Source organism: Aliivibrio logei (assembly GCF_001691055.1).
Classification (GTDB): domain Bacteria; phylum Pseudomonadota; class Gammaproteobacteria; order Enterobacterales; family Vibrionaceae; genus Aliivibrio; species Aliivibrio salmonicida.
Genome location: NZ_MAJU01000029.1, coordinates 169,775 through 194,008 on the forward strand (window position 1 = coordinate 169,775; position 24,234 = coordinate 194,008).

General features: G+C 38.7%; 20 protein-coding genes and 2 tRNA genes. 15 read left to right on the top strand and 7 right to left on the bottom strand.

The window, feature by feature from the left end; all coding sequences use genetic code 11:
- Nucleotides 1-151: 151 nt before the first annotated feature.
- The 7 genes from A6E04_RS18855 to A6E04_RS18885 all read left to right on the top strand — a co-directional run bounded on the left by A6E04_RS18855 (nucleotide 152) and on the right by A6E04_RS18885 (nucleotide 6,302).
- Nucleotides 152-1,564 (top strand): hypothetical protein, encoded by a 1,413-nt coding sequence (locus tag A6E04_RS18855; RefSeq protein ID WP_065612077.1) that lies wholly within the window; start codon nucleotides 152-154, stop codon nucleotides 1,562-1,564.
- Nucleotides 1,565-1,685: 121 nt separating this feature from the next.
- On the top strand, nucleotides 1,686-2,630 hold the full coding sequence (gene rluF / locus A6E04_RS18860; protein ID WP_012550547.1) for a 23S rRNA pseudouridine(2604) synthase RluF: 945 nt from the start codon (nucleotides 1,686-1,688) through the stop codon (nucleotides 2,628-2,630).
- Between the two features lie 127 nt (nucleotides 2,631-2,757).
- Nucleotides 2,758-2,831, top strand: a tRNA-Cys gene (locus tag A6E04_RS18865).
- Between the two features lie 105 nt (nucleotides 2,832-2,936).
- Nucleotides 2,937-3,023: transfer RNA gene (locus A6E04_RS18870), tRNA-Leu, on the top strand.
- Between the two features lie 185 nt (nucleotides 3,024-3,208).
- On the top strand, nucleotides 3,209-3,760 hold the full coding sequence (locus tag A6E04_RS18875; protein ID WP_017023593.1) for an ECF-type riboflavin transporter substrate-binding protein: 552 nt from the start codon (nucleotides 3,209-3,211) through the stop codon (nucleotides 3,758-3,760).
- Between the two features lie 3 nt (nucleotides 3,761-3,763).
- Complete coding sequence (locus tag A6E04_RS18880) at nucleotides 3,764-5,473, top strand: ABC transporter ATP-binding protein (RefSeq protein ID WP_065612078.1); 1,710 nt, start codon at nucleotides 3,764-3,766, stop codon at nucleotides 5,471-5,473.
- The gene (locus A6E04_RS18885) at nucleotides 5,463-6,302 is read left to right on the top strand and encodes an energy-coupling factor transporter transmembrane component T family protein (protein WP_017023595.1); all 840 of its coding nucleotides are present in this window, start codon (nucleotides 5,463-5,465) and stop codon (nucleotides 6,300-6,302) included. The genes A6E04_RS18880 and A6E04_RS18885 overlap by 11 nt, the downstream gene beginning before the upstream one ends.
- Nucleotides 6,303-6,376: 74 nt before the next feature.
- On the opposite strand, the gene A6E04_RS18890 is transcribed toward A6E04_RS18885, so the two are convergent.
- The gene (locus A6E04_RS18890) at nucleotides 6,377-6,730 is read right to left on the bottom strand and encodes a VC1380 family protein (protein ID WP_017023596.1); all 354 of its coding nucleotides are present in this window, start codon (nucleotides 6,728-6,730) and stop codon (nucleotides 6,377-6,379) included.
- Nucleotides 6,731-6,907: 177 nt separating this feature from the next.
- Here A6E04_RS18890 and A6E04_RS18895 point away from each other — a divergent pair, with 177 nt between their 5' ends.
- Nucleotides 6,908-8,200, top strand: coding sequence for a MipA/OmpV family protein (locus tag A6E04_RS18895; RefSeq protein ID WP_065612104.1), 1,293 nt, complete (start codon nucleotides 6,908-6,910; stop codon nucleotides 8,198-8,200).
- A gap of 84 nt (nucleotides 8,201-8,284) precedes the next feature.
- On the opposite strand, the gene A6E04_RS18900 is transcribed toward A6E04_RS18895, so the two are convergent.
- Nucleotides 8,285-8,974, bottom strand: coding sequence for a TSCPD domain-containing protein (locus tag A6E04_RS18900; protein WP_065612079.1), 690 nt, complete (start codon nucleotides 8,972-8,974; stop codon nucleotides 8,285-8,287).
- 85 nt (nucleotides 8,975-9,059) lie between these two features.
- Nucleotides 9,060-11,213 carry an adenosylcobalamin-dependent ribonucleoside-diphosphate reductase gene (locus A6E04_RS18905; RefSeq protein ID WP_065612080.1) on the bottom strand — a complete coding sequence of 718 codons (2,154 nt, stop codon included), beginning with the start codon at nucleotides 11,211-11,213 and terminating at the stop codon, nucleotides 9,060-9,062.
- A 353-nt stretch (nucleotides 11,214-11,566) separates the two neighbouring features.
- On the opposite strand from A6E04_RS18905, the gene A6E04_RS18915 reads away from it, so the two are divergent.
- Entirely contained in the window at nucleotides 11,567-12,898 is a 1,332-nt protein-coding gene (locus tag A6E04_RS18915; protein WP_023603498.1) for a GGDEF domain-containing protein, read from the top strand.
- Between the two features lie 63 nt (nucleotides 12,899-12,961).
- On the opposite strand, the gene A6E04_RS18920 is transcribed toward A6E04_RS18915, so the two are convergent.
- The 3 genes from A6E04_RS18920 to A6E04_RS18930 all read right to left on the bottom strand — a co-directional run bounded on the left by A6E04_RS18920 (nucleotide 12,962) and on the right by A6E04_RS18930 (nucleotide 15,806).
- Nucleotides 12,962-13,639, bottom strand: coding sequence for a SanA/YdcF family protein (locus A6E04_RS18920; protein ID WP_065612082.1), 678 nt, complete (start codon nucleotides 13,637-13,639; stop codon nucleotides 12,962-12,964).
- A 27-nt stretch (nucleotides 13,640-13,666) separates the two neighbouring features.
- The gene (locus tag A6E04_RS18925) at nucleotides 13,667-13,999 is read right to left on the bottom strand and encodes a DUF3392 domain-containing protein (protein ID WP_012549993.1); all 333 of its coding nucleotides are present in this window, start codon (nucleotides 13,997-13,999) and stop codon (nucleotides 13,667-13,669) included.
- Between the two features lie 118 nt (nucleotides 14,000-14,117).
- Nucleotides 14,118-15,806 carry an NAD-dependent malic enzyme gene (locus A6E04_RS18930; protein WP_017023603.1) on the bottom strand — a complete coding sequence of 563 codons (1,689 nt, stop codon included), beginning with the start codon at nucleotides 15,804-15,806 and terminating at the stop codon, nucleotides 14,118-14,120.
- Nucleotides 15,807-15,960: 154 nt separating this feature from the next.
- Here A6E04_RS18930 and A6E04_RS18935 point away from each other — a divergent pair, with 154 nt between their 5' ends.
- From A6E04_RS18935 to A6E04_RS18945, 3 genes are all read left to right on the top strand, one after another.
- Nucleotides 15,961-18,306, top strand: coding sequence for a helicase-related protein (locus A6E04_RS18935; RefSeq protein WP_065612083.1), 2,346 nt, complete (start codon nucleotides 15,961-15,963; stop codon nucleotides 18,304-18,306).
- A gap of 84 nt (nucleotides 18,307-18,390) precedes the next feature.
- Complete coding sequence (locus A6E04_RS18940) at nucleotides 18,391-19,164, top strand: phospholipase A (protein WP_017023605.1); 774 nt, start codon at nucleotides 18,391-18,393, stop codon at nucleotides 19,162-19,164.
- A 137-nt stretch (nucleotides 19,165-19,301) separates the two neighbouring features.
- Nucleotides 19,302-19,946, top strand: coding sequence for a heme lyase (locus A6E04_RS18945; protein WP_065612105.1), 645 nt, complete (start codon nucleotides 19,302-19,304; stop codon nucleotides 19,944-19,946).
- Between the two features lie 101 nt (nucleotides 19,947-20,047).
- Here A6E04_RS18945 and nrfA read toward each other — a convergent pair whose 3' ends face one another.
- On the bottom strand, nucleotides 20,048-21,484 hold the full coding sequence (gene nrfA, locus A6E04_RS18950; RefSeq protein ID WP_017023607.1) for an ammonia-forming nitrite reductase cytochrome c552 subunit: 1,437 nt from the start codon (nucleotides 21,482-21,484) through the stop codon (nucleotides 20,048-20,050).
- Between the two features lie 493 nt (nucleotides 21,485-21,977).
- On the opposite strand from nrfA, the gene nrfB reads away from it, so the two are divergent.
- Genes nrfB through nrfD form a run of 3 tightly spaced genes read left to right on the top strand, consistent with a single transcriptional unit; the run spans nucleotide 21,978 to nucleotide 24,217 of the window.
- On the top strand, nucleotides 21,978-22,571 hold the full coding sequence (nrfB, locus tag A6E04_RS18955) for a cytochrome c nitrite reductase pentaheme subunit (RefSeq protein ID WP_017023608.1): 594 nt from the start codon (nucleotides 21,978-21,980) through the stop codon (nucleotides 22,569-22,571).
- A 1-nt stretch (nucleotide 22,572) separates the two neighbouring features.
- Nucleotides 22,573-23,259, top strand: coding sequence for a cytochrome c nitrite reductase Fe-S protein (gene nrfC / locus A6E04_RS18960; protein WP_017023609.1), 687 nt, complete (start codon nucleotides 22,573-22,575; stop codon nucleotides 23,257-23,259).
- 1 nt (nucleotide 23,260) lies between these two features.
- Nucleotides 23,261-24,217 (top strand): cytochrome c nitrite reductase subunit NrfD, encoded by a 957-nt coding sequence (gene nrfD, locus A6E04_RS18965; protein WP_065612084.1) that lies wholly within the window; start codon nucleotides 23,261-23,263, stop codon nucleotides 24,215-24,217.
- The last annotated feature ends 17 nt before the right edge of the window (nucleotides 24,218-24,234 follow it).

Genomic DNA, 24,234 nt, shown 5'->3' on the forward strand with positions numbered 1-24,234 from the left:
CTTATTTGAGCGGCTTTTTTATACCTATAATGCAATCGTTATAATTAATCGTGAACTCATTGTAAATACTGATTTAATTGTTGTTATGTAGTAGGATTCGAAAAAAGTGCACATGCACTTTGTCTATTCATATAATAAAAATAGGTTCAGAATGAAACAATATTTTAAGATGGCAATAATTGCTACGGCATTGTCTAGTGTGGTTGGTTGTCAAAGTACGAATAATACGGAGACTTCGGTAGCTGTAGAAAAAAACAGAGCCGTATCATCAGTATCAACATTTGATGTATTACAAAAACAATACACTTTAGACAAAGCAACGTTTGATTCTGTTGAGCAGTTTAGACTCTACTCTGAGCCAACTTACAACATAATGACCGAATCATGGGATGATGCTAAAGAGATTTATTTAGAGGTAGAAAAAGAACCAGGATTAATTAATGAAGAATATTCGATGTTTTCTTCTGGATCTTATGCCGCTAAATACAGCGAATACATAACGAAAGCAGATGCAGAGCTTGGTAAGCTTAAAGGGTATAAAGAGCAAGCCGATGTTGTTCTTTCCGATGCGATATCACAAATGGATTACATGACCTCTATTGATGTAAATGCTTATTATCCTGCTGAGTTTGCATCTCTAAATTCGCAATATAAAATGTTATTTATTACGGTGATTGAAGACGATATTGCAGAAGCTCAAACTGAGCAAGCTTCTTTTTTAACGAATGCAAAAGCGATTGAAATAGATACAACGTTAAAGATTTATGTTTATCCTCTTGAAAAAGAATTTAATCAACTCTCTCAAAAAGGTTTTAAAACCATCGCGCCTATTAGTTACGGCCAAGCGAAAGCCGAATTAGATAAAACTCAGAAAGCAGTTCAAGCGAATAACCGCGATGAAGCGCTAATTAGCAGTGCTGTAAATCGTACTGTTTTTCAATTAGATCATCTTAAAAATATGGCGGCTGAAGTAAAATTATTGCAGGCGGTTAAAAATGGTCAATTTGAACAGCCAGTATTAGAGTTTGAAAATAAATTATTATCAATATCTCTGGCGATTAACGGGAGCGATTACCGTGATCAACCATTAAGAACTCAAACAACGTCTATTCTAGATTCGGTGCAGCAAATGCACGAAGCAAATAATACCGTTGTGTTAGAGAAGAAAATACAAGAACTCAGTGCACAAATTAAAAGCCAAGCGCTTACCATTGAGAACCAAACTGAAGACCGTTCTGGTGTGCAAAAACAAGTGTTAGTACTAACGCAGCAATTAGAGCGTAACGATAATTTAATTAAAAACCTAAATGATGTGATTGCATCGTTTAAAGAGAAAGAACAAGCGACTGAAAAAGTGGCCGAAGAGAAGGCGGAGCTTCCTGTTGTTGAGTCTGAAAAAACGGCGATTATTGCCGATGAAGTGAAGGCGAAAAGTACGGAAGAGGCGGCAGTGGTTCCTGTCGTAACAAAGCCAAAAACTCAAGAAGCAGCAGTTAAAGCCCCTGTTGCTGTGAAAACCGTAAATGAAGAGACAACGAATGAAGGCGTGATTGTTTCTGAATAAGTGGTTAAATAATCATTAGTCATTATAATTAAGCGTTCTAAACTACGGTCTAGAGCGCTTTTTTTATTTATTTTTTAAAGTTTCTGATACACTCCGGCTGTTCATTTTTTTGAGGTACACCATGACATCACCAGAACCTAAACTAACTCGTTTAAACAAATACATTAGTGATACGGGTTATTGCTCACGAAGAGAAGCTGATAAATTGATTGATCAGCAGCGAATTACTATTAATGGCAACGTTCCTGAAATGGGTACAAAAGTAGCTGAAGGTGATGATGTTCTGGTTGATGGAAAACCATTGAAAGCAAAGCAAGAACGTATCTATATTGCATTCAATAAGCCAGTCGGTATTACCTGTACAAGCGAACGTCATGTCGAAGGTAATATTATTGATTATATTAACCACGAACAGCGTATTTTCCCTATTGGTCGATTGGACAAGCCGTCTGATGGTTTGATTTTCTTAACCAGTGATGGAGATATCGTTAATAAGATTCTTCGTGCGGGTAATGCGCATGAAAAAGAATATGTCGTTCGTGTTGATAAACCTATTACTGATGATTTTCTAGCACAAATGGCGGCGGGTGTTCCTATTTTAGATACCGTAACGCTACCTTGTCAGGTTAAACAAGAATCACGCTTTGTTTTCCGAATTACGTTAACGCAGGGTTTAAATCGTCAAATTCGTCGTATGTGTGAATACTTAGATTATGAAGTGTTTAAACTTAAACGCGTTCGAATTATGAATATTGACTTAGGCACACTTGCGTCTGGTGAATGGCGTTATTTAACGGCTTCAGAGATGGAACAAATCAATAATATGATTGGTACATCAAGTAAGACAGAAGAAGCGTCACGTAAAGTGAAAGAAGTTGATGGGAAAATTAGAACCATCAAAAAGGCAAGTTCTGGACGTAATCATCATTCGAATAATACATTTAGTCAAAAACGCCGTGAAGAATCGAAAGATCGTGGTTTTGGTAAATCGTACTCTCAACGAAGAGATGAGGGTAAAGATCAAGATAAACCGCAGTCTACTATTAAAGTATGGCGAGCAAAATAAGTTTGCTTTCATGATCTTAGGGTGAATAATGTACGGATTGATGACAAAGTATTCAAACGAAATAAAAAACACAATTTTTGTTTGACTCTTTTTTTAAATCGGTTACATTAAGCCCCGTAAGAGAGATGGCGCCTTGGCAGAGTGGTTATGCAGCGGATTGCAAATCCGTGTACCTCGGTTCGATTCCGGGAGGCGCCTCCATTTCTTAATACAGAATTAAAAGTTATTGCTTAGGCGATAATTACAGATGGTGTCAGCCTCTCTATTTATAGAGAACATGGTTAGAAGCATCGCATTAAATTGCGTGCCCTGGTGGTGGAATTGGTAGACACAAGGGATTTAAAATCCCTCGGCGTTCGCGCTGTGCCGGTTCAAGTCCGGCCCGGGGCACCATCTTTTAAGAAGGCTTATCAGAAATGATAAGCCTTTTTTCTTGCCTGTAATTCCACATTGATTTTATTCAATATATCCGTGGTTTGGTATTACAGCCGTCTAGATGTAAATATTTCCAAACCGCTTGAGTTACTGTATAATTCGCGCCTCATTATTAATCTCATTTTTGCTTCAAGGCGAACATTATGAACCTTTCTGCTAAAACTGTCGTCGTTATCGCTATCGGTGCTGCTCTTTATGGCATCGGTGGTCTACCTATGTTTGGTATTCCTGTATTTGCTAATACAACCTTAAAACCAGCAATGGCTGTTCTTGCGTTGTTCTCTGTATTGTATGGGCCAATTGTAGGGTTCTTAGTTGGTTTTATTGGCCACTGGGTTACGGACTTATTTGCAGGATGGGGAGTGTGGCTAACATGGGTATTAGGCTCTGGCATTGTTGGTATGATTATTGGCTTATTTCCTATCTTAACTAAGAGACGAATTGAAGTAGGTTTATTTGATAAAAAAGACTTCTTTATTTTTGTTGTTCTGGCCTTTGTTGGTAACGTGATTGGTTATGGGACGTCTGCATTTTTAGACACCGTTCTTTATGCAGAACCATTTACAAAAGTATTCGCTCAACTTTGTATTATTGCTGCAGGCAATACCGTGCTTATTGCTGTTGTTGGTTACTTTATTTTGACAAATTTAGCCAAACGTAAGAAACAAAGTACTCATTTAACAGAGGCTCAATAATTAATGAGCGTAACCTTTTCTAATTTCTCTTTTCGATATGCGTCACAGGATAAACCGACGCTTAAAAATATCAATCTAAGGATAGAACAAGGCGAAAAGATTGTGATTATCGGGCCAAGTGGCAGCGGTAAATCAACATTAGGTCAATGTTTAAATGGCTTAATCCCTCACACCATCAAAGGTGAGGTAGAAGGACAACTGTTCATTAATGAATGCGATGTTGCTGATTGGAAAATCGAACAATACACTGAGAATGTGGGCACTGTTTTACAAGATACAGACAGTCAATTTGTTGGATTAACGGTTGGGGAAGATATTGCCTTTGCACTTGAGAATCAAATGATCTCAAAAGCTGAAATGTACCCAGTTGTTCGTGATGTTGCCAAAATGGTAGATTTGACCGCACTACTTAAAAAGTCACCTTATGATTTGAGTGGTGGTCAAAAGCAACGTGTGTCATTGGGTGGTATTCTGGTCGATAATGTCGATATTCTATTATTTGATGAACCTTTAGCAAGTCTAGATCCTAAAACCGGCAAAGCAACGATTGAGATTATTGATGAGCTTCATAAAAATCGTGGCAAAACGGTTATTATTATTGAGCACCGCTTAGAGGATGTTTTACATCGTTCTATCGATCGAGTGATCTTAATGGATCAAGGCGAGATTGTTGCAGATACAACCCCTGATAAACTGCTGCAAACATCACTGCTTGTTGAGCATGGTATCCGTGAACCACTTTATATCTCTGCATTAAAATCCAGTGGGTTTGATATATCTCAAGAGCCCCACATCAGTCAGCTTTCATCATTAGATAATCAAAAAATAGCGTTAAGTATGAACCAATGGTTTGTAAATACCGACAGTGATGTTCTTGTTGAAAGTAAAACAGAAGCATTACTTAGTATTGATAACTTAACTTATTCTTATGATGGCGACGTTAACGCATTAGATAATATTTCTTTTAATGTAAACAAAGGCGAATTTGTTTCAATTTTAGGTAAAAATGGTTCTGGTAAGTCAACCATTACAAAATTGATCATGGGTGTTTTACAACCGGATCTGGGTTCGATCAGTTTGAATGGACAAGATTTAAGTCAACTATCCATTTTTGAACGCTCCCAAAAAGTGGGCGTTGTTTTACAAAACCCAAATCATATGATCTCGCATCACATGATTTTTGATGAAATCGCATTTGGCTTAGTTAATAGCGGCCTGTCTGAGGCGGAGATTGAGAGTAAAGTAACAAAAGCATTAGATCTGTGTGGATTACGTCGTTTCCGTCATTGGCCTATTGATGCATTGAGTTACGGGCAGAAAAAACGAGTGACCATCGCGTCAATTCTTGTTCTTGAACCTGAATTATTGATCCTTGATGAGCCAACGGCGGGTCAAGATTATCGAAACTATACATCAATGCTTCACTTCATTAACGAGCTGAACCAAACGTTGGGTTTAACAGTGATTATCATTTCTCATGATATGCATTTAGTACTTGAGCATACCACTCGTGCCATTGTGATTGCAGATAGCCATTGTGTTGCGGATGACCGCGTTATTTCTATATTTAGTCAACCAGAATTATTAGATAAAGCCAATTTGACGGTGACCAGTTTGTATGAGCTGGCTAATAAAGCAGGCATAAAGAATATAACGGGTTTTATGAATCAGTTTATTAGCACTGAGCGTGAGAGCGATAAGAATGTCCACTAAAAAGCAAAGTTTCGGTATTAATTTCGTTGATTTAGATACATGGCTGCACCGTTTAAACGGGGTGACTAAATTCTTATTGTTTATTGCTTGGATTACGGTGGTATTAACTACGTTTGATCTCCGTATTATTATCCCGCTGATTTTATTTGGTTTATGGTTATTAAAAGAAACAAAGGTGCCTTTAGCTACGTATAAACCGTTATTAATAGGAACGGCATCTGTACTTAGTATGAATGCTATTTTTATGTTTCTATTAGCTCCAAATCAGGGTAATGAATTATTGGGTTCTACAACCGTATTATTTCCTATTTTTGGGAGCTATGTGGTAACACAAGAAACATTATTTTATCTTATTACGGTGACACTGAAATATTTTAGTATGTTCCCAATTGCGTTGGTATTTGTATTTACAACGCATCCAACGGAGTTTGCTGCAAGTTTAAATCGACTTGGATTACCGTATAAAATTGCTTATGCCGTGAGTTTAACATTGCGTTATTTACCTGAAGTAAAAAGTGATTTTGTTAATATAATGCACGCCCAGCAAGCTCGTGGTGTCGATCTATCTAAAAATGTTCCGGTGTTTACTCGCATTAGTAATATCGCAAAAATATTAGGGCCATTGATTTTCTCAAGTTTAGATCGTGCGGATGAAATATCAAACGCAATGGTGTTACGCGGATTTGGTCGAGGTAAAAGTCGAACGTGGTTTAGTGAAAAAGCGATGACGAACATCGATGTATGGGTCATTAGTGGTTTACTATTCATTGTCGTGATGGCGATTACTAAAAGAGTGATGGAAACGTCGTTATTCTGGTATCCATTTTAGTCACTATGTAGCGTAGATAATAAAAAAGTAGGCTCAGTACCTACTTTTTTATTATTGAATTTGGCCGATGATAATTATTTTATTTCTTGGCTAAAGGCTTCAATGACATCAGAGCTGATATTTTCGTGACTGAAAAAAAGCATCGTAGCTAGTTTTTCTACCATCTCTTCGGGTTCTAATTCACTGAAAATTACTTTATTGATTATATTTTTAATAAGCAATTCTTCATGCTCAAAAAAACCTCTGGCATCAATTTCAGCCGGAATATCATTTGGCATACGGTCAAACTTTAAAAAAGCCATGTTGTGATTTACATTAGATTCAAGTAATTGTTCTGGAAACCATTCTTCGCCAGTCACAACTTCTAAGTCATCACTCGTTGTTTCTTGGATTGTTTGTAAAACTTGTATAAGTTCTGATATTTTCACATTTTTTCTCAAGACTTTGATTACTATAAACGTTATCGACACTATACTGAAAATCTACAGTTGATTGAAATAATATTATATCAATTGGTTATCTTATCCCCCCTAATTTAGAGATTATCACTTTTGTTCAAACGCATTTTCACCTTACCATTTATTGGTTTATTATTTCTTCAAATAATGAATGTACCTAGTGTATATGCTTCGGGTCATCAAAATACAGAGAATACAGATGTTATATCAGAAAAAGAAAAACAGTGGGGTATTGCAGCGGTAATCCGAACCGCCAGTATTCCTTATGCTACCGATATTGAGACGGTATCCACTTTTATTCCAATGATGTTTTTTGAAAATGATTACGTCTTTATTAATGGTATGGAAGGTGGAATTTATTTATATCAGTACCGTGATTGGCAACTAAGTGCGTTGATGCGCTTACGTTATTTTGATTTGCCTAAAGAACTGCAGAATCAAGTGGGTGGGGATGTTGTAGATACTGGTATTCAAGCTCGTTATCATTTTAATGATGAATGGTATATTGATTCTGGCGTAATGGTTGACCCTGAGTTCCGATCGTACTTAACATTTAAAATAGGTGCAGAGATTGAATCTGGTGATTGGTGGTTTAATCCTACGATTGAAACTCGATGGAAAAGTGCTGATTTTAATAGTTATTATTATGCATTGAATGGTGAGACAAGCAATGACGAAAATTTAGGCGCAGGTATTGATGCTAAAGCCGGTTTTATGTCTCGTTATCATGTGACCTCTAACTTGTACCTTCTAGGCGGTGCTTATATTAATCGTCTTGATGATAATGCTTACAGTAGCCAATATATTGATCAGCGATGGGAATATGAGTATTTTCTGGGTGTTGGTTTTTTTACCAATAGTGATAATTCAAAAAAAGACATCAGTAATAAACCTTATTTACGTATAGCGCATGGTTGGGCTACGCCTTCGAATATTGGGGATATTATCAATCTGGATTCAGAAAAAGATCCTTATAATAACCAAATGACCTCTATTTTTTATGGCCTACCGCTAACTGATGAAGTGTTTTCATTGCCAGTGGATTTATTTTTAACCCCTGGTTATGTTCAGCATTGGAAATCAGACGTTCAAAATTTAAGTTCAGAATTTGTGGTCGCCATTAAAGCGTATGTAACGATTCCATGGCCGACTAAATGGCGTTTTGGTGTAGCTGAAGGTTTGTCTTATATTAATAATGTGTCTTATATTGAACAATCAGAAATGGATAAAAAAGGGTACAAGGAAAGCAAACTACTAAACTATCTTGATTTCTCTTTTGACTTGAACCTAGGCGACTTATTTAATCATCGAGAGTTAGATGGTGTTTGGCTTGGTTACAGTATTCATCATCGATCGGCTATTTTTGAAAATTCATCTCAATATGGACGAATTAAAGGCGGAAGTAATTATAACAGTATTTATGTTCAATTTGATATTTAACACTAATTGTTAGTAGTGTAAAAAATGGCTCTATATTCAATAATATAGAGCCATTTTATATTTATAGTTTACTGGTTTTTACGATTAACCACACTTAGAGTCGCCACAGTTTAAGCAGGTTTGACAACCGTCTTTAACAACCACGGATTTATTATGGCACTTATAGCAAAGTGTTGCGCTTGGTGGAAAACTAGATTCAATCGTCTCTTCTTTCGGTTCTTCTTTAGTCGCTAGTTCTGCTTTTTTTGCGTCTAAAAATGCTTTTTGGTGTTTATCCATTTCAGGATCTTCAATTAACCCAATATCTTTTAAATGTTGTTCAATGACATTACCAATTTCAGCGATTAAAGAAGGCACATATTTGCCTTTATTCCAGTAGCCACCACGAGGGTCAAACACTGAGCGAAGCTCTTCTACTAAGAACGTACAATCGCCGCCTTTACGGAAAACGGCAGACATGATGCGGGTGAGGGCGATAATCCATTGGTAGTGTTCTAAGCTTTTTGAATTAATAAACATTTCGAATGGACGACGGATCTCATGTTTTGTTCCTTCATTTAATATCACATCATTAATTGTGATAAATAAAGAGTGTTCAGAAACATGCTCAGGTGTTTTTAGTTTGTAGGTTGAACCTAATAACTTCTCTGGGCGTTGGATCATCTCATGCATTTGCTCTATTGTTTCTTCTGTCTCAGCAACCTGTCCTTGTGCGATGTCTTCTTTTGATTTTACTTTAAAGCCAATGATTTTGCTGTCAATTTTCTTGACCATGGTAAACCCTTCTTAATCTTTAAATAGGGAGGAATGCTCCCTAATTTTTATTATTAGTTATATTGAATTGGATGAGGGCGGTAAATTAAAATTTACCGTAGTAACCTTCTTTTAGCGCATCATATAAATTAGCGGCGGTATGCATCTCACCATCGTACTCAATTTTTTCATTGCCTTTTGCTTCTAATGTCGAGCCATCTTCTAGCGTAAAACAATACGTTGTATTTTCTAGGTCTTCTTCTTTAACGAGAACCCCTTGGAATACTTCAGGGTTAAAGCGGAAAGTTGTACAGCCCTTTAATCCTTTGTCGTAAGCATCCATATAAATGTCTTTGAACTCTTCGAATGGGAAGTCTGTCGGTATGTTTGCTGTTTTAGAAATCGATGAATCAATCCATTTCTGAGCCGCAGCCTGCACAGCAACATGTTGCTGAGGGGTTATGTCGTCAGCAGTAATAAAATAATCAGGTAGCTTATTTTCTTCATTAGTACTGTATGGCATTGCTTTGTCATTAATTAATGCACGATACGCTAGTAATTCATAGCTGTAGACATCAACACTTTCTTTTGATTTTTTACCTGTCTTAATGACATTACGAGTGTAATGGTGTGCAAAGCTTGGCTCTATGCCATTACTTGCATTATTAGCAAGAGATAGTGAGATTGTGCCTGTTGGTGCAATAGAACTGTGGTGGGTAAAACGAACACCTTGTTCAATGATCTTAGCGACGAGTTCTGGTTCAATGATTGCCAACTGTTGCATGTAACGACTGTACTTAGCGTGCAATACTTTTCCTTTTACTTTATCACCCAGTTTAATGCCATCCTCTGCCATCTCAGGGCGTTGGCGAAGCATTTTTGCTGTCACGATAAAGCTTTCTTCCATGATTGGTGCAGAGCCTTTCTCAGCGGCTAAATCGAGTCCTGATTTCCAACCAGTAACCGCCATTTCTTGAGCAACTTGTTCCGTAAACCCAATGGATTCAATACTGCCATATTTGTGTTGTAGCATGGTTAATGTTGAACCAAGGCCTAAGAAACCCATGCCATGACGACGTTTATGCATGATCTCATGACGTTGTTGCTCTAGTGGTAACTGATTAATTTCAACAACGTTATCAAGCATGCGAGTGAAGATAGAAACGACATTACGATAAGCACCCCAATCAAAAAAAGCAGTGTCAGTAAATGGATTACGGACAAACTTAGTCAAATTAATCGATCCTAATAAACAAGCTCCATAAGGAGGAAGAGGCTGTTCACCACAAGGGTTTGTTGCTCTTATTTCTTCACAGAACCAGTTGTTGTTCATCTGGTTTACTTTGTCGATTAGAATAAAGCCAGGTTCTGCGTAATCATACGTTGATGTCATTATGATGTTCCACAGATTTTGAGCTGGCATCGTACGATAGACCTTACAAGCAACTAAGCCTTCTTCGTTTTCTGCGAACCCTTCTTTTACTGGCCAGTCAGCCCATACCACACTGTTATCGCTGTATAGATCCATGTGATCTAATTTCGCTTCTTTTAGTGTAATTGGAAAAATCAGTTGCCAATCGTTTTGATTTTTAACTGCTTCTACAAAATCTTCGGTAATGAGCAGTGACAAGTTAAATTGGCGTAGGCGACCATCTTCTCGTTTTGCCCGAATAAAGTCGATAACGTCAGGGTGTCGAATATCCATGGTGCCCATTTGTGCGCCACGGCGTCCACCAGCAGAAGAAACGGTAAAACACATTTTATCGTAGATATCCATGAACGACAGAGGGCCTGACGTGTAAGCGCCAGCACCAGACACAAATGCGCCACGAGGACGTAATGTTGAAAAGTCGTACCCAATACCGCAGCCAGCTTTAAGCGTTAACCCAGCTTCGTGTACTTTTCCTAAAATGTCATCCATAGAGTCAACGATGGTGCCAGAAACAGTACAGTTAATGGTTGATGTTGCCGGTTTATGTTCGAAGGCACCTGCATTTGATGTAATGCGTCCAGCCGGTATCGCACCATTACGCAATGCCCATAAGAATTGTTCATTCCATTGTTTTTGTTCTGCGGGTTGTTCTAAATCAGACAGAGCTTTGGCAACGCGTTTAAAGGTATCGTCCATAGAAAGATCAACACGATTGCCTTGTTTGTTTTTAAGACAATATTTACTCTCCCAAATGTCCATTGAGGTCGATTGGTAAGCAATTTCAGTGGGATTCGCTAGGGAAACTGTCGCATTTTTAGATTGTGGCATGTAGAAGACCTTACTGCGTCATAGAGATAGAAAATGGAATGCAAAACTCAGGAGGGGGATCAAACCATTATATAATATGATCTTCAAGTCTTGACAAAGAGAAATATGGACATTAGTCAAAAGTTTGTCATGGTGTCGAAAAAATGCCATTTAAATCATGGGTTTATATTGTTGATGTTCTTGTTAAAAAATATAAAAAATAGAGTTGAAAAGTTAGATATTAGTCATAAAAAAAGAAGTAAAAACATGAGTCAGTCAATAACAAAGTATTATTTCTTTGCGATGAAAATTAAGTGCGGTATTATTTTTTTGGAATGGAGATCAACTTTTACTGGCTATGAAAGGAACGTCGTATGCGGGTATTTCAAAAAATAATAATAGTAATGCTAATCCTCTCAATTAGTGCACTTATTTGGCATCATTTTCGAGGGGATACTAAAACATTAACAATTAGTCCTGAAAAATACAGCTATTACGGCACTGATGATCGCAAGGTTGGAGGGATTAGTGAAGCGACATTAATCGATAAAAATAATGTGCCAAGCATGTTGTGTAATATGAAAAAAGGGGATTATGCTTGGCCTTATTGCGAGGCTGCGATTCATTTATCAGGCAGTATTTTTGAAGGTATCGATCTCTCGGATTATTCTACCTTGGTACTCGATATCGATTATAAAAGTACCGATCCTAATGGTCGTTTACGGGTATATTTACGAAACAGCAACCCGGCATACACTAAACGCAACGACGCGGCGTCATTAAAATTTAATGGCATCGAATATGAACCTGGATTTAAAACGGGTCCAAAAGAAATATCACTGTCGGATTTTCAAGTATTAACGTGGTGGATTGCGGATTACAAAGTAGCCGTAGAACATGCTGCGCCTGAATTTTCTAATGTATCGATTATTGAAATTGCGACATCTTCAGGCCTTAGTGTCGGTAATTTTGAAATGACAATTAACCGCATTGAACTGCGTGGCTCTTGGGTTAAAGAAACGACCTTATTGAAATTTATTTTGTATGCTTGGTTGGCTATGATCATTGGTTACATCCTTTATGAACAAAAAGGATTAAATCTGCGTCTTAAAGCCAGTACGTATCGTGAAACCAAATTACAAAAGATGAATGATAATTTAAAAGAAAAAAATGTTGAGTTTGCCGAGTTAGCACATCGAGATTCGTTAACTGGTGCGAGAAATCGAAACGCAGTAAGAGATTGGTTAGACAGAATGTCTCAACAAGTACGTTGGGGTAAACAACAATTCTCTGTCATTTATATTGATATTGATTTCTTTAAACGCATTAATGACAAACTCGGTCACCAAGTTGGGGATGATATTCTACGAGAATTTGTTTTGGTGGTGACAGGATCGATTAAAACGACTGATTTCCTTGTTCGTTGGGGAGGTGAAGAGTTTATTGTTTTTAGTCCACATACCAGTTTAGAACAAGCACTTGAGAAAGCTGAACATATTCGATGTGCGATTGAGCATCACCTTTGGTGTCATAATGACCCTTTAACCTGCAGTTTTGGTGTGGCCGAAATGGGAAATGAGCGTATTTCGGAAGTCATAGCAAGAGCGGATGACGCGCTATATAAAGCTAAAAATCAAGGGCGTAATAGGGTGGTGAGAAGTAATAATCTTCCCGATCAAAGATTGGCTTCTCGTTTTATGGATTAGTCTTCTGCTATAAAAAAGCCTCGCTATTGTATCTACATAGCGAGGCTTTTTTATTTAATTGCATTACTCAACGGGAATGGTGTTATGCTGAATAGGTTCTTTTGGGCCTAAGAATTTAGGCTGCACATTAAAAATATACAAATCAAGCATTGCTTTGGTTCTTGCCAATACTTCTCTTATGCGAATTTTTGTGTTTGCCCAACCTGTCGGAGAGGGGACCACGAGACAAACAGCATCCATATCTGAGTGATTAGAAATAAACAGAGCTCGCTGACAATGAAATTGCTGAGTAACGATCGTTAAACTCTCGACATCAAAAATGTCTTTGGCTCTTAATACCGAATCTAAGGTTCGAAAGCCGGCATAGTCTAACGTTATATTTTCTTCGGGAACGCCTGCTTTGAGTAAATCTCGTTTCATCGTCCATGGTTCATTATAAGAACGATGGGCATTATCACCACTGAGCAAGAAATGGGACACTTTATTTTGTTTAAATAACTCAATAGCAGCATCAATACGGTATTGATAATAAGGGTTGAGTGTTCGTCGGATGTACTTACTTGTCCCTAAAACCAATGCGGTTTCTTGAGTTGGAAGGGCCTGAATATCGTCATACAGCTGCGATTGAGTTGATAAGGAAATATAAAGGTCCATCAACAGTACGATGGCAATAAAAATGCCACTCACTAATAGAATAATTTTCAGCCATTTTTTTAATTTTGAAGGAAAAAGGATCTTCATTGTACCTCTGGTAACTGTTTTTAAAATTTACACTTGACGATTTTTCTGTGCCCATGCACCAATAATAATAAAGGTGGAGAGTACAATAGCAAGCATAAATGCCGGTTGAATTGAGCGTAAAGTAGAACTGAGAAGAGGGGCAGCTTTAACAATAAGTAACCCATAACCAAAGGCGTTAATGCCAATAAATGCGCCTGTACGTATTAAAAAATGCTTGCCTGATAGAAAAGCTCGAACCGCACGATTAATATCGCCGCCTAACATGACAAGAGCACAAGCAATCATCGCAACAGAGATATCGGATAAATAAGGGGTCAAGTAGCTGCCCATTGTGTTAAAGAAAGAAATAATGAGATTCATGCAATGCGTCTTTTTATAAAATAGTAATGTAGTGGATATTCTAGCGCTAATAGAAACAGATAGTTGAAAAAAAACCAGAGAAATTTTCTCTGGTTTTGATATCGATGGAAATTTTTAATTAAAAAGCAGTACGTTTGTAGCGACGGTATACTGGTTTCCAGAAATATTGTTCAATTTTCTGCATTAATGCTTCATCTGTAATCTCTAAAGCATAACCTTGTTCAATGGCCTTTTTAGCCACGGCAAAAGCAATTTTCTTCGATACAGTATGAATTTCTTCCAATGGTGGAAGAAGCGCACCTGAGCCATTTATGGCAAGTGGTGAGCATTCTGATAATGCACGGCTTGATTCTCTTAGCATTTCATCAGAGACACGAGTCGCCTTAATTGCCAATACGCCCAGACCAATACCCGGGAAGATGAAGCTGTTATTACATTGTGCGATTGGGTAGGTTTGACCATTGTGTGTTACTGGATCAAATGGGCTACCTGTTGCCACTAATGCTTGTCCGTCTGTCCAACGAATAATGTCGTTTGGTGTTGCTTCCACACGGCTTGTTGGATTCGATAATGGGAATACAATTGGGCGTTCACAATGCTTGTGCATTTCTTGAATAACTTCTTTGCTAAATAAGCCAGGAGCACCAGATACGCCAATAAGAACGGTTGGTTTTGCATTACGCATGACATCAACAAGAGAGTAATTTGGTTCTTCAGAAACCCACTCTTTCGTATTTTCTGCTTTTTGAACTAAGCGTTGTTGGAAATCAAGCAGGTTAGGCATGCCTTCTTGCAATAAGCCCCAACGGTCAACCATGTACACTTGTGAACGAGCTTGAGCATCAGAAATACCTTCAGATACCATTTGAGCAATGATCGCCTCTGCAATACCACAACCCGCCGAGCCTGCACCAAGGAAGGTAACTCGTTGCTGAGCTAATGAACTGCCTGCTGCTTTACATGCCGCAAGTAAAGACCCAACAGTAACGGCAGCTGTACCTTGAATATCATCGTTAAAACAACAGATACGGTTTTTATAACGCTCAAGTAAAGGCATCGCATTTTTTTGTGCGAAATCTTCAAATTGAACGAGAGCTTGAGGCCAACGACGTTGAACGGCTTGAATGAACTCTTCAACGAAATCTTTATATTCGTCACCAGTAACACGAGGATGACGCCAGCCCATGTACATTGGATCGGCAAGACGTTGAGGGTTATTTGTACCCACATCAAGAACGATTGGTAAAGTATGAGCAGGACTAATACCGCCACACGCGGTATACAGTGCTAATTTACCAATTGGAATACCCATGCCGCCGATCCCCTGATCGCCTAGACCAAGAATACGTTCGCCATCAGTCACCACGATAACTTTTACGTTTTGGTTTGCGGCGTTGTTTAGTAGATCATCAATGCGGTTTTTGTTTTCATAAGAGATGAATAATCCACGACCACGACGATAAATATTAGAGAAGTTTTCACAAGCAGCGCCAACCGTAGGGGTGTAAATAATTGGCATCATTTCGCTGATGTGATTTTGAACTAAACGGTAAAACAAAGTTTCATTCGTGTCTTGAATATTACGAAGATAGATATGTTTATCCATATCATTTTCAAAGCTTTGGTATTGCTTGTACGCACGACCAGTTTGTTCTTCGATACTTTCAATGGCTTCAGGAAGTAAGCCTTCTAAGTTAAAATATTTACGCTCAGTCGTGCTGAATGCGCTGCCTTTGTTTAGCAGAGGAGTACTTAGAAGTGCTGGGCCAGCATAAGGGATATATAGGGGACGTATGTGATTATTCATTGTTATGCTTCTTCAAATCAAGAATGAACCACCGATCCTATTCCTACTTTACTGAAATATCAAAGCGTGAATGCGAATAAAGTGCGAAAGGAGTCATGTTTTTATCAATCAAATCCGCTAGAGTAGTGAAATATTCTTTTATCTTTCGGTTTATATGTCTTTATTACCAATAAATGCGATTCATTCTGACTTTTGTTCTTTAATTTGCCATAAAAATTTAGTGGTGAAATCTGAAACAGGGTCAGGAAAGTCGACTCATCTTCCTTTGTGGGCGGCTGAATACGGACGAGTCTTAGTCATAGAGCCAAGACGAATAGCGTGTACTGCATTAGCCGAATATTTAGCAGAACAAAGAAAAGAGAAGGTAGGGGACTCTATTGGTTATGCCATTAAATTAGATAGCCAATACTCAGATCAAAGCCAAGTGATTTTTGTTACCCCAGGGGTCGCATTAAAATGGTTCATGGAAGATAAATTAGCACACTTTGATATTGTCATGATTGATGAGTTTCATGAACGTCGTTGGGACAGTGATCTTTTGTTATCTTTGTTGAATACACACAATAAACATCAATTACTGCTCACTTCCGCGACAATGGAGAGTGAACGACTGGCACAGTATATTGATGGGGTTGTATTAAAAGCAGAAGGTCGCCAATATCCGGTATCGTTCTCTTTTCTTGCGACACAATCACAATTGATGCCTTCTGGTAAAGATCTTGAATCCCGAATTGTGTCTACTTTGCAGGAGGCACTGCTTAATGGGCAAGAAGGCGATGTGCTTATTTTTCTTCCCGGGAAAAAAGAAATAACTCAATGTGTTCAAATGGCGAGTTCACTCTTTCCTGAGTTAGATATGATCCCTTTGTATGCGGGTGTGTCTGATGAATTACGTCAACGAGCATTAAGCCAGTCTAAAAAACAGCGGGTTATTTTCTCAACCAATGTGGCAGAAACGTCGTTAACCATTCCTAATATTACGTTGGTCATTGATTCTGGTTTAGAAAGAAGAACACACCAACGCAATGGACGCACAGCATTAGCGTTACACTCTATTTCTAAAGCAAGTGCGGATCAGAGAGCAGGCCGAGCAGGTCGAACACAAGCAGGTCATGCTATTCGTTTGTATGGACAACATGCCCCGCTAGAGCTAATGACACCTCCAGAATTACAACGTGAAGAATTGGTCGAGCCTGTGCTAGCCGCTGCCAGTTGTGGGTCGGTATTGTGTGAATTGTCTTTTTTAGAACCGTTACCAGAAAAAGCATTGGGTTTAGCTGAAACGAAATTACAAACCATGTTAGCGCTGGATGATAACAAAGCGATAACGGAGTACGGGTTACGATTATTCCCATTGCCAATCGATACCTTATTTGCCCATTTAATTTCTATCATTGAGGGAAAAGCAGAAAAAGAGACCGTGGTTGATTTAGTCTCGGCATTGTCTGCTTCCCAAAAATTGTATTCGTTTGAAAAATCAGAAATGGCATTAGATTCTTTTTTACGGTGGAATCCAAAACGTTGTGATGTTGTCACGTTAGTCTCTCTTCTTCGTGGGCATGATTGCGCTGGTTTAGTCATTAATGAAGAGGTACTAAAAGAAGCTAAGGCACTTTCAGAACAAATACGACATGAGCTTGAGCTGCCTTCTTTAGAAGTGAGTAGCCGACTTAAAAGAGAGTCTGTGTTGGCTCAAATTGTACATAAGCTGCCAGAGCTTGTTTATGTACGTAGAAAAAAACGCAGAGAAGCCTTTGGTAATGGATATCAAGAAGTGGTTCTTGGCCGCGAGAGTGTCTTTTCTCAAACGGAAGAGGCTGCGATCGTCTTCGATCAATTTTCACTTCCAGGCCGAGGAAGTAAACAAGTGATGACGATTGCAACGGTGCTTACTCCGATTGATATGGTATTACTTATTGACGAGGGACTGGCGGAAATTCAGATGGGTGAACTTGTTTCTCATGGTGATATTTTACAAGTAGAGCGCCATCATTATTATGCCAATCGTTTAATACATACCGATTATTGCGAGCCTGAAAATGAAGCAAGTATTCCGGCTATCGTCGGTCAAGTGAAAAAAGGGCAATTATTTCCAGGGTTTAGACATGATATTGAGACAAAAATTGCCGCTTGGACACTGTATTGTCAATTAAATGGCAACAGAAAAGCGAATGAATTGACGTTTGAATCTTGGTTTACTGAACAATTAGGCGAGCTCGGCATTACTTCTTTAGATGAAATGGCGTTATTTGATGAGAGTGATTTTGTCTTTAACGGAATACCTGAATGGGAGTGGGATGAGTTTATAAGCAAGTACCCGCAACAGGTGCTGCTGCCTGAGCTCGCTTTAACGGTAGAATATTTTCCTTTTAGCAAGCGATTAGTACTTCATTACAAAATGGGAGGACGAAAAGGGGAGTTAAAGCGGTGGGAATTACCCAGTTGGACGGGGTGGAAAATTCAATATAAGAAAGCCAGCCGAGTCATTGATATTAAATAATCAATAATGGAACGCCTGTGTCATTTTGGGTATGATTTTTGCTTTGTTAGTGATTAAAGGCAAGTTTCTGACAAAAGGTTAATTATGAAAAAATGGATGCTATTAATTGCATTGGCTCTACCCTTTATGACATCTGCAAAAGCGCTTAATCGTATATCTGGTTATGAAGACAGCTATTTATTAGGAAGTTACACTGATAGCATTAACAAAGATGAATACATTTCAGGAGGTTTTGAAGACGCCGATGGCCTTCAAAATGTGGAAGTGAAATTTCAGTTTTCTTTAGCGGTTCCGATCGTTCAAATTAATAATAGCACTTCATTCATGTTCTCTTATACGCAAAAGTCGCTATGGCAACTAGGGAATAGCGAGATTTCATCGCCTTTTAGAGAAACGAACTATAAGCCTCAGTTTTTTGTTATGCATCAATCAAACATGCTGATTTTTAATAGTGCAGAATTTGGTTATATGCATGAATCAAATGGTCAAACATCGAGTTTATCACGCAGTTGGGATCGTATTTACGGTGGATTAGAGCGTCTTGATGGCCCAGTGCAATACGGTGTTCGTGCATGGTATGTGTTCAGCGACGAAGAAAACAATGAAGACATTAATGATTTTATGGCTCCTTATGATGTGTGGCTAAAAGTCGGTAATGATATTGGTGAATTTTCTACACGATTCCATTATAACTTTGCTACCGATAAAGGTGGCGTAGAGGCGGCGTATACACTTTATGTAAACCAGTTTGTCGGTCTCTATGTACAAGGTTGGACGGGGTATGGTGAGACGCTGATTGATTATAATTATGATCACAGTCGTATTGGTATTGGCATGAGATTACTTCCACCAAATTAATTGGCCGTTTAATCACACGATAAAAAAGCTTCAGCAGGTCTGAGGCTTTTTTTGTGATTAAGGTAATGATGGTGATCATTGCTATCACTCTCCATTTACTTTACGATCGTCTCGTTTTTAGTTTTGAGTACAAAAATATGATAATTATGATGTTGTGTAGTTTTGTTCTTATCGCCGCCGTATTGTGGTGGTTTTTTAGCCGTGGCAATGCGACGTCTTTAAATCCGGCATGGATGATTTTTGTGGTTGTAGTGAGCATGATAGTTGTTTTTTCATCAGGCTTAAAACCAGAAAAGTACGCGGTTGATAATACCTTAATTACTGAACCTCTAGGTCCATTGTCGTATAGCGACAAAATGAGATATTTAGAAGACCAGCTTAAAGAATCACCAAATAATGCGGAATTATGGTTTGAAATCGGGCAAGGTTATTTACTTAATGGTGAATTGAAACCAGCCAATATTTGTTTTGATTATGCGATTCGATTAACTGAGGAGCCAACTGCAAACCAATATGCAGCAAAGGCAACGACTCAATATTATTTACATTCTCAATTATTTGATGAAGAAATTGAAACATTACTCGATAAAGCGTTAGCGTTAGATGAATACAATCAAGCGGCCTTAACGTTAATTGCTTCTGATCATTTTGTAACTTTCCGTTATCAAAAAGCAATCAATGCATGGCAAAAGATTTTAGATTCTGAACGTGTTGATGTAGACAGAGTGACAATCATTAATTCGATTAACCAAGCTAAGCAATTAATGCAAGCACGTCGTTAATCGTCGTATTTAACAAGAAAAGAGACAAATAAAAAGCCGACATTCTTATGAATTGTCGGCTTTTTTGTTATTGCATAAAGCGTGAGTTATTTTACCTTATTTTATAGAGGGTGGTAATCTGCGGCTTCACGTTCTTTTGCTTGTTGATCCCATTTAGGAACAACGGTTTCTAAGAAGTGTTTTTTCTCTGCTTCCATGCCTTCCATATCCATACCTAGTGCTTTTTGAGCAGCGGCTTTGGTTGAAATATCAGGAATTTCGATTGGATCAGTAATGCCTTTTTTCGCAAGTAGTCGAACTAATTTAGTTCGAGCATCTGCGGCACGATCAACCGCCGAACCTAAGACTTCTAATGCGATTTCAGGTGCATGCATGTGTATGCCATGTGAAGCGATTGCATAATCCCAACGCCATTGTGCGTGGCGAATATCTTGTAGGATAGGTGCCATTTCTTCTTTAGTTGCGCCTGCATCCCATGCTGCTCCTGCCTCAAAATGTGCCGCGACAATTTGGCGTTCAGCGGTTAGTTTCATTTTTAAAACTTGAGCTTTACGACTAGAAACGATTTCACGAAGCATGTCTTTTGATTGCGTGTGACAATTTGCACAAGTATCTTCAAAACGATCGAATGGGTTGCCCACTTTATGATCGGTGTAAACCGTACCGTCTTCTCTTGTCACTTTTGGCATATGACAATCAACACAAACCACTTTGTTTTTACCGTGAATGCCTTCTCGCCATGTTTCATAGCCTGGATGTTGTGCTTTTAGCATAGGGGCTTTAGATACTTTGTGTGTCCAATCACTAAACCCAATTTCGTCGTAATATTCTTCCATTTCATCAACGGTTGTCCCTTTATCCCAAGGGAACTTAACGGCTTTAGTCTTACCTGTGAAATAGTATTCAACATGACATTGACCGCAAACAGAGGCTTGTTTATCTAAACGAGATTGGTCATCGAAAGGCTTGCCAATCGCATTCATTGCACGTTCAACATGAGGTTTTGTGATGGCTAAAGCAGGGCCGCCATTTTTGAACTCTTCACTGCGAGTGTCATGGCAATCGGCACACCCAATTGGGTTTTGAATTTCACTGCCTAGACGTGCCCATTTACCTGAGAAATAGCCATCTTCGCCTTGCTCTTCAATAACACGACCAACATCAGGGCTCTTACAGCTCCAACATGCCATCGGCATGGGACCTGAGTTTTCATCGGTAGGGCCTGCGGTACGTAAGGTTTCACGTACATCGTCAATGGCATAGAAATGACCACGGGCTTTATTATAGTCTTTAGCAAACCCATAACCGGCCCATAAAATGACCATGTTTGGATCTTCAGCTAAAGCATCTTCAATTTGTACGCTGTCTGATGTGGAACGCCAAGATTCATATTGATCGGCGTGTTGTTTTGCATATGCTTCGTTGCGAGGGTCAACTCGCTCTGTTTTTTCAGAAGCGGCAAAGCTGTGGCTACTTAGTAATAACGTAGTCACCATGGCAATTGCAGCGGCTGAACGACGGGTCCATTGCTTTTTCACTGTTGGTATCTCCAATATTCTTATTATGAATTAGCCAAGCGTTGTGAGAGCGACTATCAATCAGAATTGGAAACAGAAGAAGTATATCGTAGATAAGGAATGGTGATTTTCCCATCGGAGGATGTATTGATTTACATCAAGTTACATAAGTGATCTATATCACCAATAAATACATATACCACTAAAGTATTAAATTGAATGCATCTTATTAATAATGGTTCTTATTTATCTTAAATAACAGTGAGATAAGTAAATTTGCGGTATATCACAAAAGTGGTAGAAGAGTGGTTTTATAAGATACAATTTGTATTATTTTGATACATTTATCTATAAGATACCCTTGTTAAGCGTTGTGGCTAACTATCCAATGAGAATTGATTTCAATGAAGAGTTTATTTCTTCATCAATACAATAACTCATCCATTTTATTTTTATGCCCCATGATTTTTCGATAAATCAGGCAAAAATAAAATCGGAAAGGGAAGGATATAACATGGGCAAAGTTAATTTAGCCATAGCCACAATGTTGAAGCTACTCTTCGCATTTTGTCTCTATGGTTTGTCTCTCAATGTTGCAGCAGATGAATCGCCCCAAATTGAGGCTAATTCATCGACGCCATATGAAGTGACGTTAATTCGTGACCGCGACTACGCATGTACTCAATGTCATAAAGACGAAAAAGAAACACTCAAAGGATCACACGGAGAAGATGCATTTGCCATTCTTAAACGTGATGTGAACTGTGTTGAGTGTCATAAATCAATTGGGCCTGATCACCGAGAAGGCGCATCTCAAGTAACCAAATATTCTGCGGCACAATCAAAAGTAGGCACGGAAAAAGTGACCCTTTCGTTTGATGAAATTTTAAAAGCTAATAGCCAATGTACTGATTGCCATACCTCAGAAAGATTACGTGATGATAGCTGGACGCACGATGTTCATGCTAAAAACCTAACCTGCTCATCTTGTCATATTGTGCATGGAGAAAAAGAAGCGGTACTTTCTTTTGACCATTCATCAAAGATAAAGATGTGTGTTGACTGCCACGCTGATTTTAATCAGAAAGAAAATAAGCTAGGAGAATAGTATGAGTTGTTCTAGACGAAATTTTTTAGCGGGCTCAGGGGCGGTTATTTTTACTACGGGTGTTGCTACAACATCATTAATCAGCAGTAAAAAGACACTTGCCTATTCGATGGAAGATGGCGCAAAACGTTATGGTATGGTGCATGATGAGACGGCCTGTATTGGTTGTACTGCCTGTACTGAAGCATGTCGAGAAGTGAACAGTGTGCCAGAAGGTGTTTCTCGATTAGAAATTATCCGTAGTGAACCTCGCGGAGAGTTCCCTGATGTCGATTATCGCTTTACGCGTAAATCCTGCCAGCATTGTGAAAATGCTCCGTGTGTGATGGTGTGTCCGACAGGCGCTGCTTATAAAGACGAAGCAACCGGTATTGTTGATGTTCATAACGAGAAATGTGTTGGTTGTGGTTATTGTTTAGCGGCGTGTCCTTATCAAGTTCGATTCTTTAATCCGGTGACTAAATCTGCAGATAAGTGTGATTTTTGTCGTGAGACGAATTTAGCGCAAGGCAAACAGCCTGCGTGTGTTGAATCGTGTCCAACCAAAGCACTGATCTTTGGTGACTTGAACGATAAAAACAGTGAGATTAATGCGGTATTAAGCAATAGCGTATTTTATCGAGACAAAGTGGATCTAGGCACTAAGCCTAAGTTATTTAAGATCCCAAACCAAAAAGGGGAGATTTAAGATGAGTGCATGGGAAGCTGCGTTTAATTTTGACTCCTTAGTTTGGGATTGGATCATCGCGATCTATCTTTTCTTAGCGGGTATGTCTGCCGGTGCGGTGATGATTTCACTGTATTTGAAGCGTAACGTCATTGAAGGAGATCCTGCGCATAACGGCATTATAAAAGCCATGGCGATTTTAGCGCCTTTTGGCATTATTGTCGGCTTGCTGATTTTGGTATTCCATCTAACAAAACCGTTAGCATTTTGGAAAATCATGATCTACTTTAACCCAACTTCGGTAATGTCGATGGGGGTGGTTTTATTCCAAGTTTACATGGTCGTATTGTTTGCTTGGATTGGGATTATTTTCCGCAAAGATATCATGGGATTTTTAAAAGGGAAGTTTACTTTTATTGATGCTATTTTGTTGAAAATAGAGAAGTTTGAAAATGCGTTAGAATTGTTTTTAGGTATTCTTGCAATAATGCTTGCTGCCTATACTGGGTTTTTATTGTCCGCATTACAAACCTACCCAATGTTGAATAATCCGGTATTGCCGATTCTATTCTTGTTCTCTAGTTTATCTTCTGGTGCCGCGGCGTGTTTGCTGTTTGGTATTTTAGGGTTTAATGAGCCGAGTAAGAGTCCTTCAGTGTCATGGATACATAACTTTGAACGACCAGTCGTGTTGTTTGAATTGTTTGTTATTATCACATTCTTTACTGGATTGATCTTCAGTGGAGGCCAAGGTGAAGTAGCGGCTTGGGCAGCAATTGGTGGTGGTTTTTGGGGGATATGGTTCTGGATTGGTGTGATTGGCTTAGGAATGATAGCGCCATTGGCGCTCAATGCGTTTGCACCTAAAGAAGTCACACATGGTAAAGGGTTTATCTTTGTTGTGACTTCATTAAGTTTGCTTGGGGTATTAATGCTACGTACTTTTGTTCTCTATGCTGGACAAATGACCGTCGTATAATGAAGTGTCGCGATGCT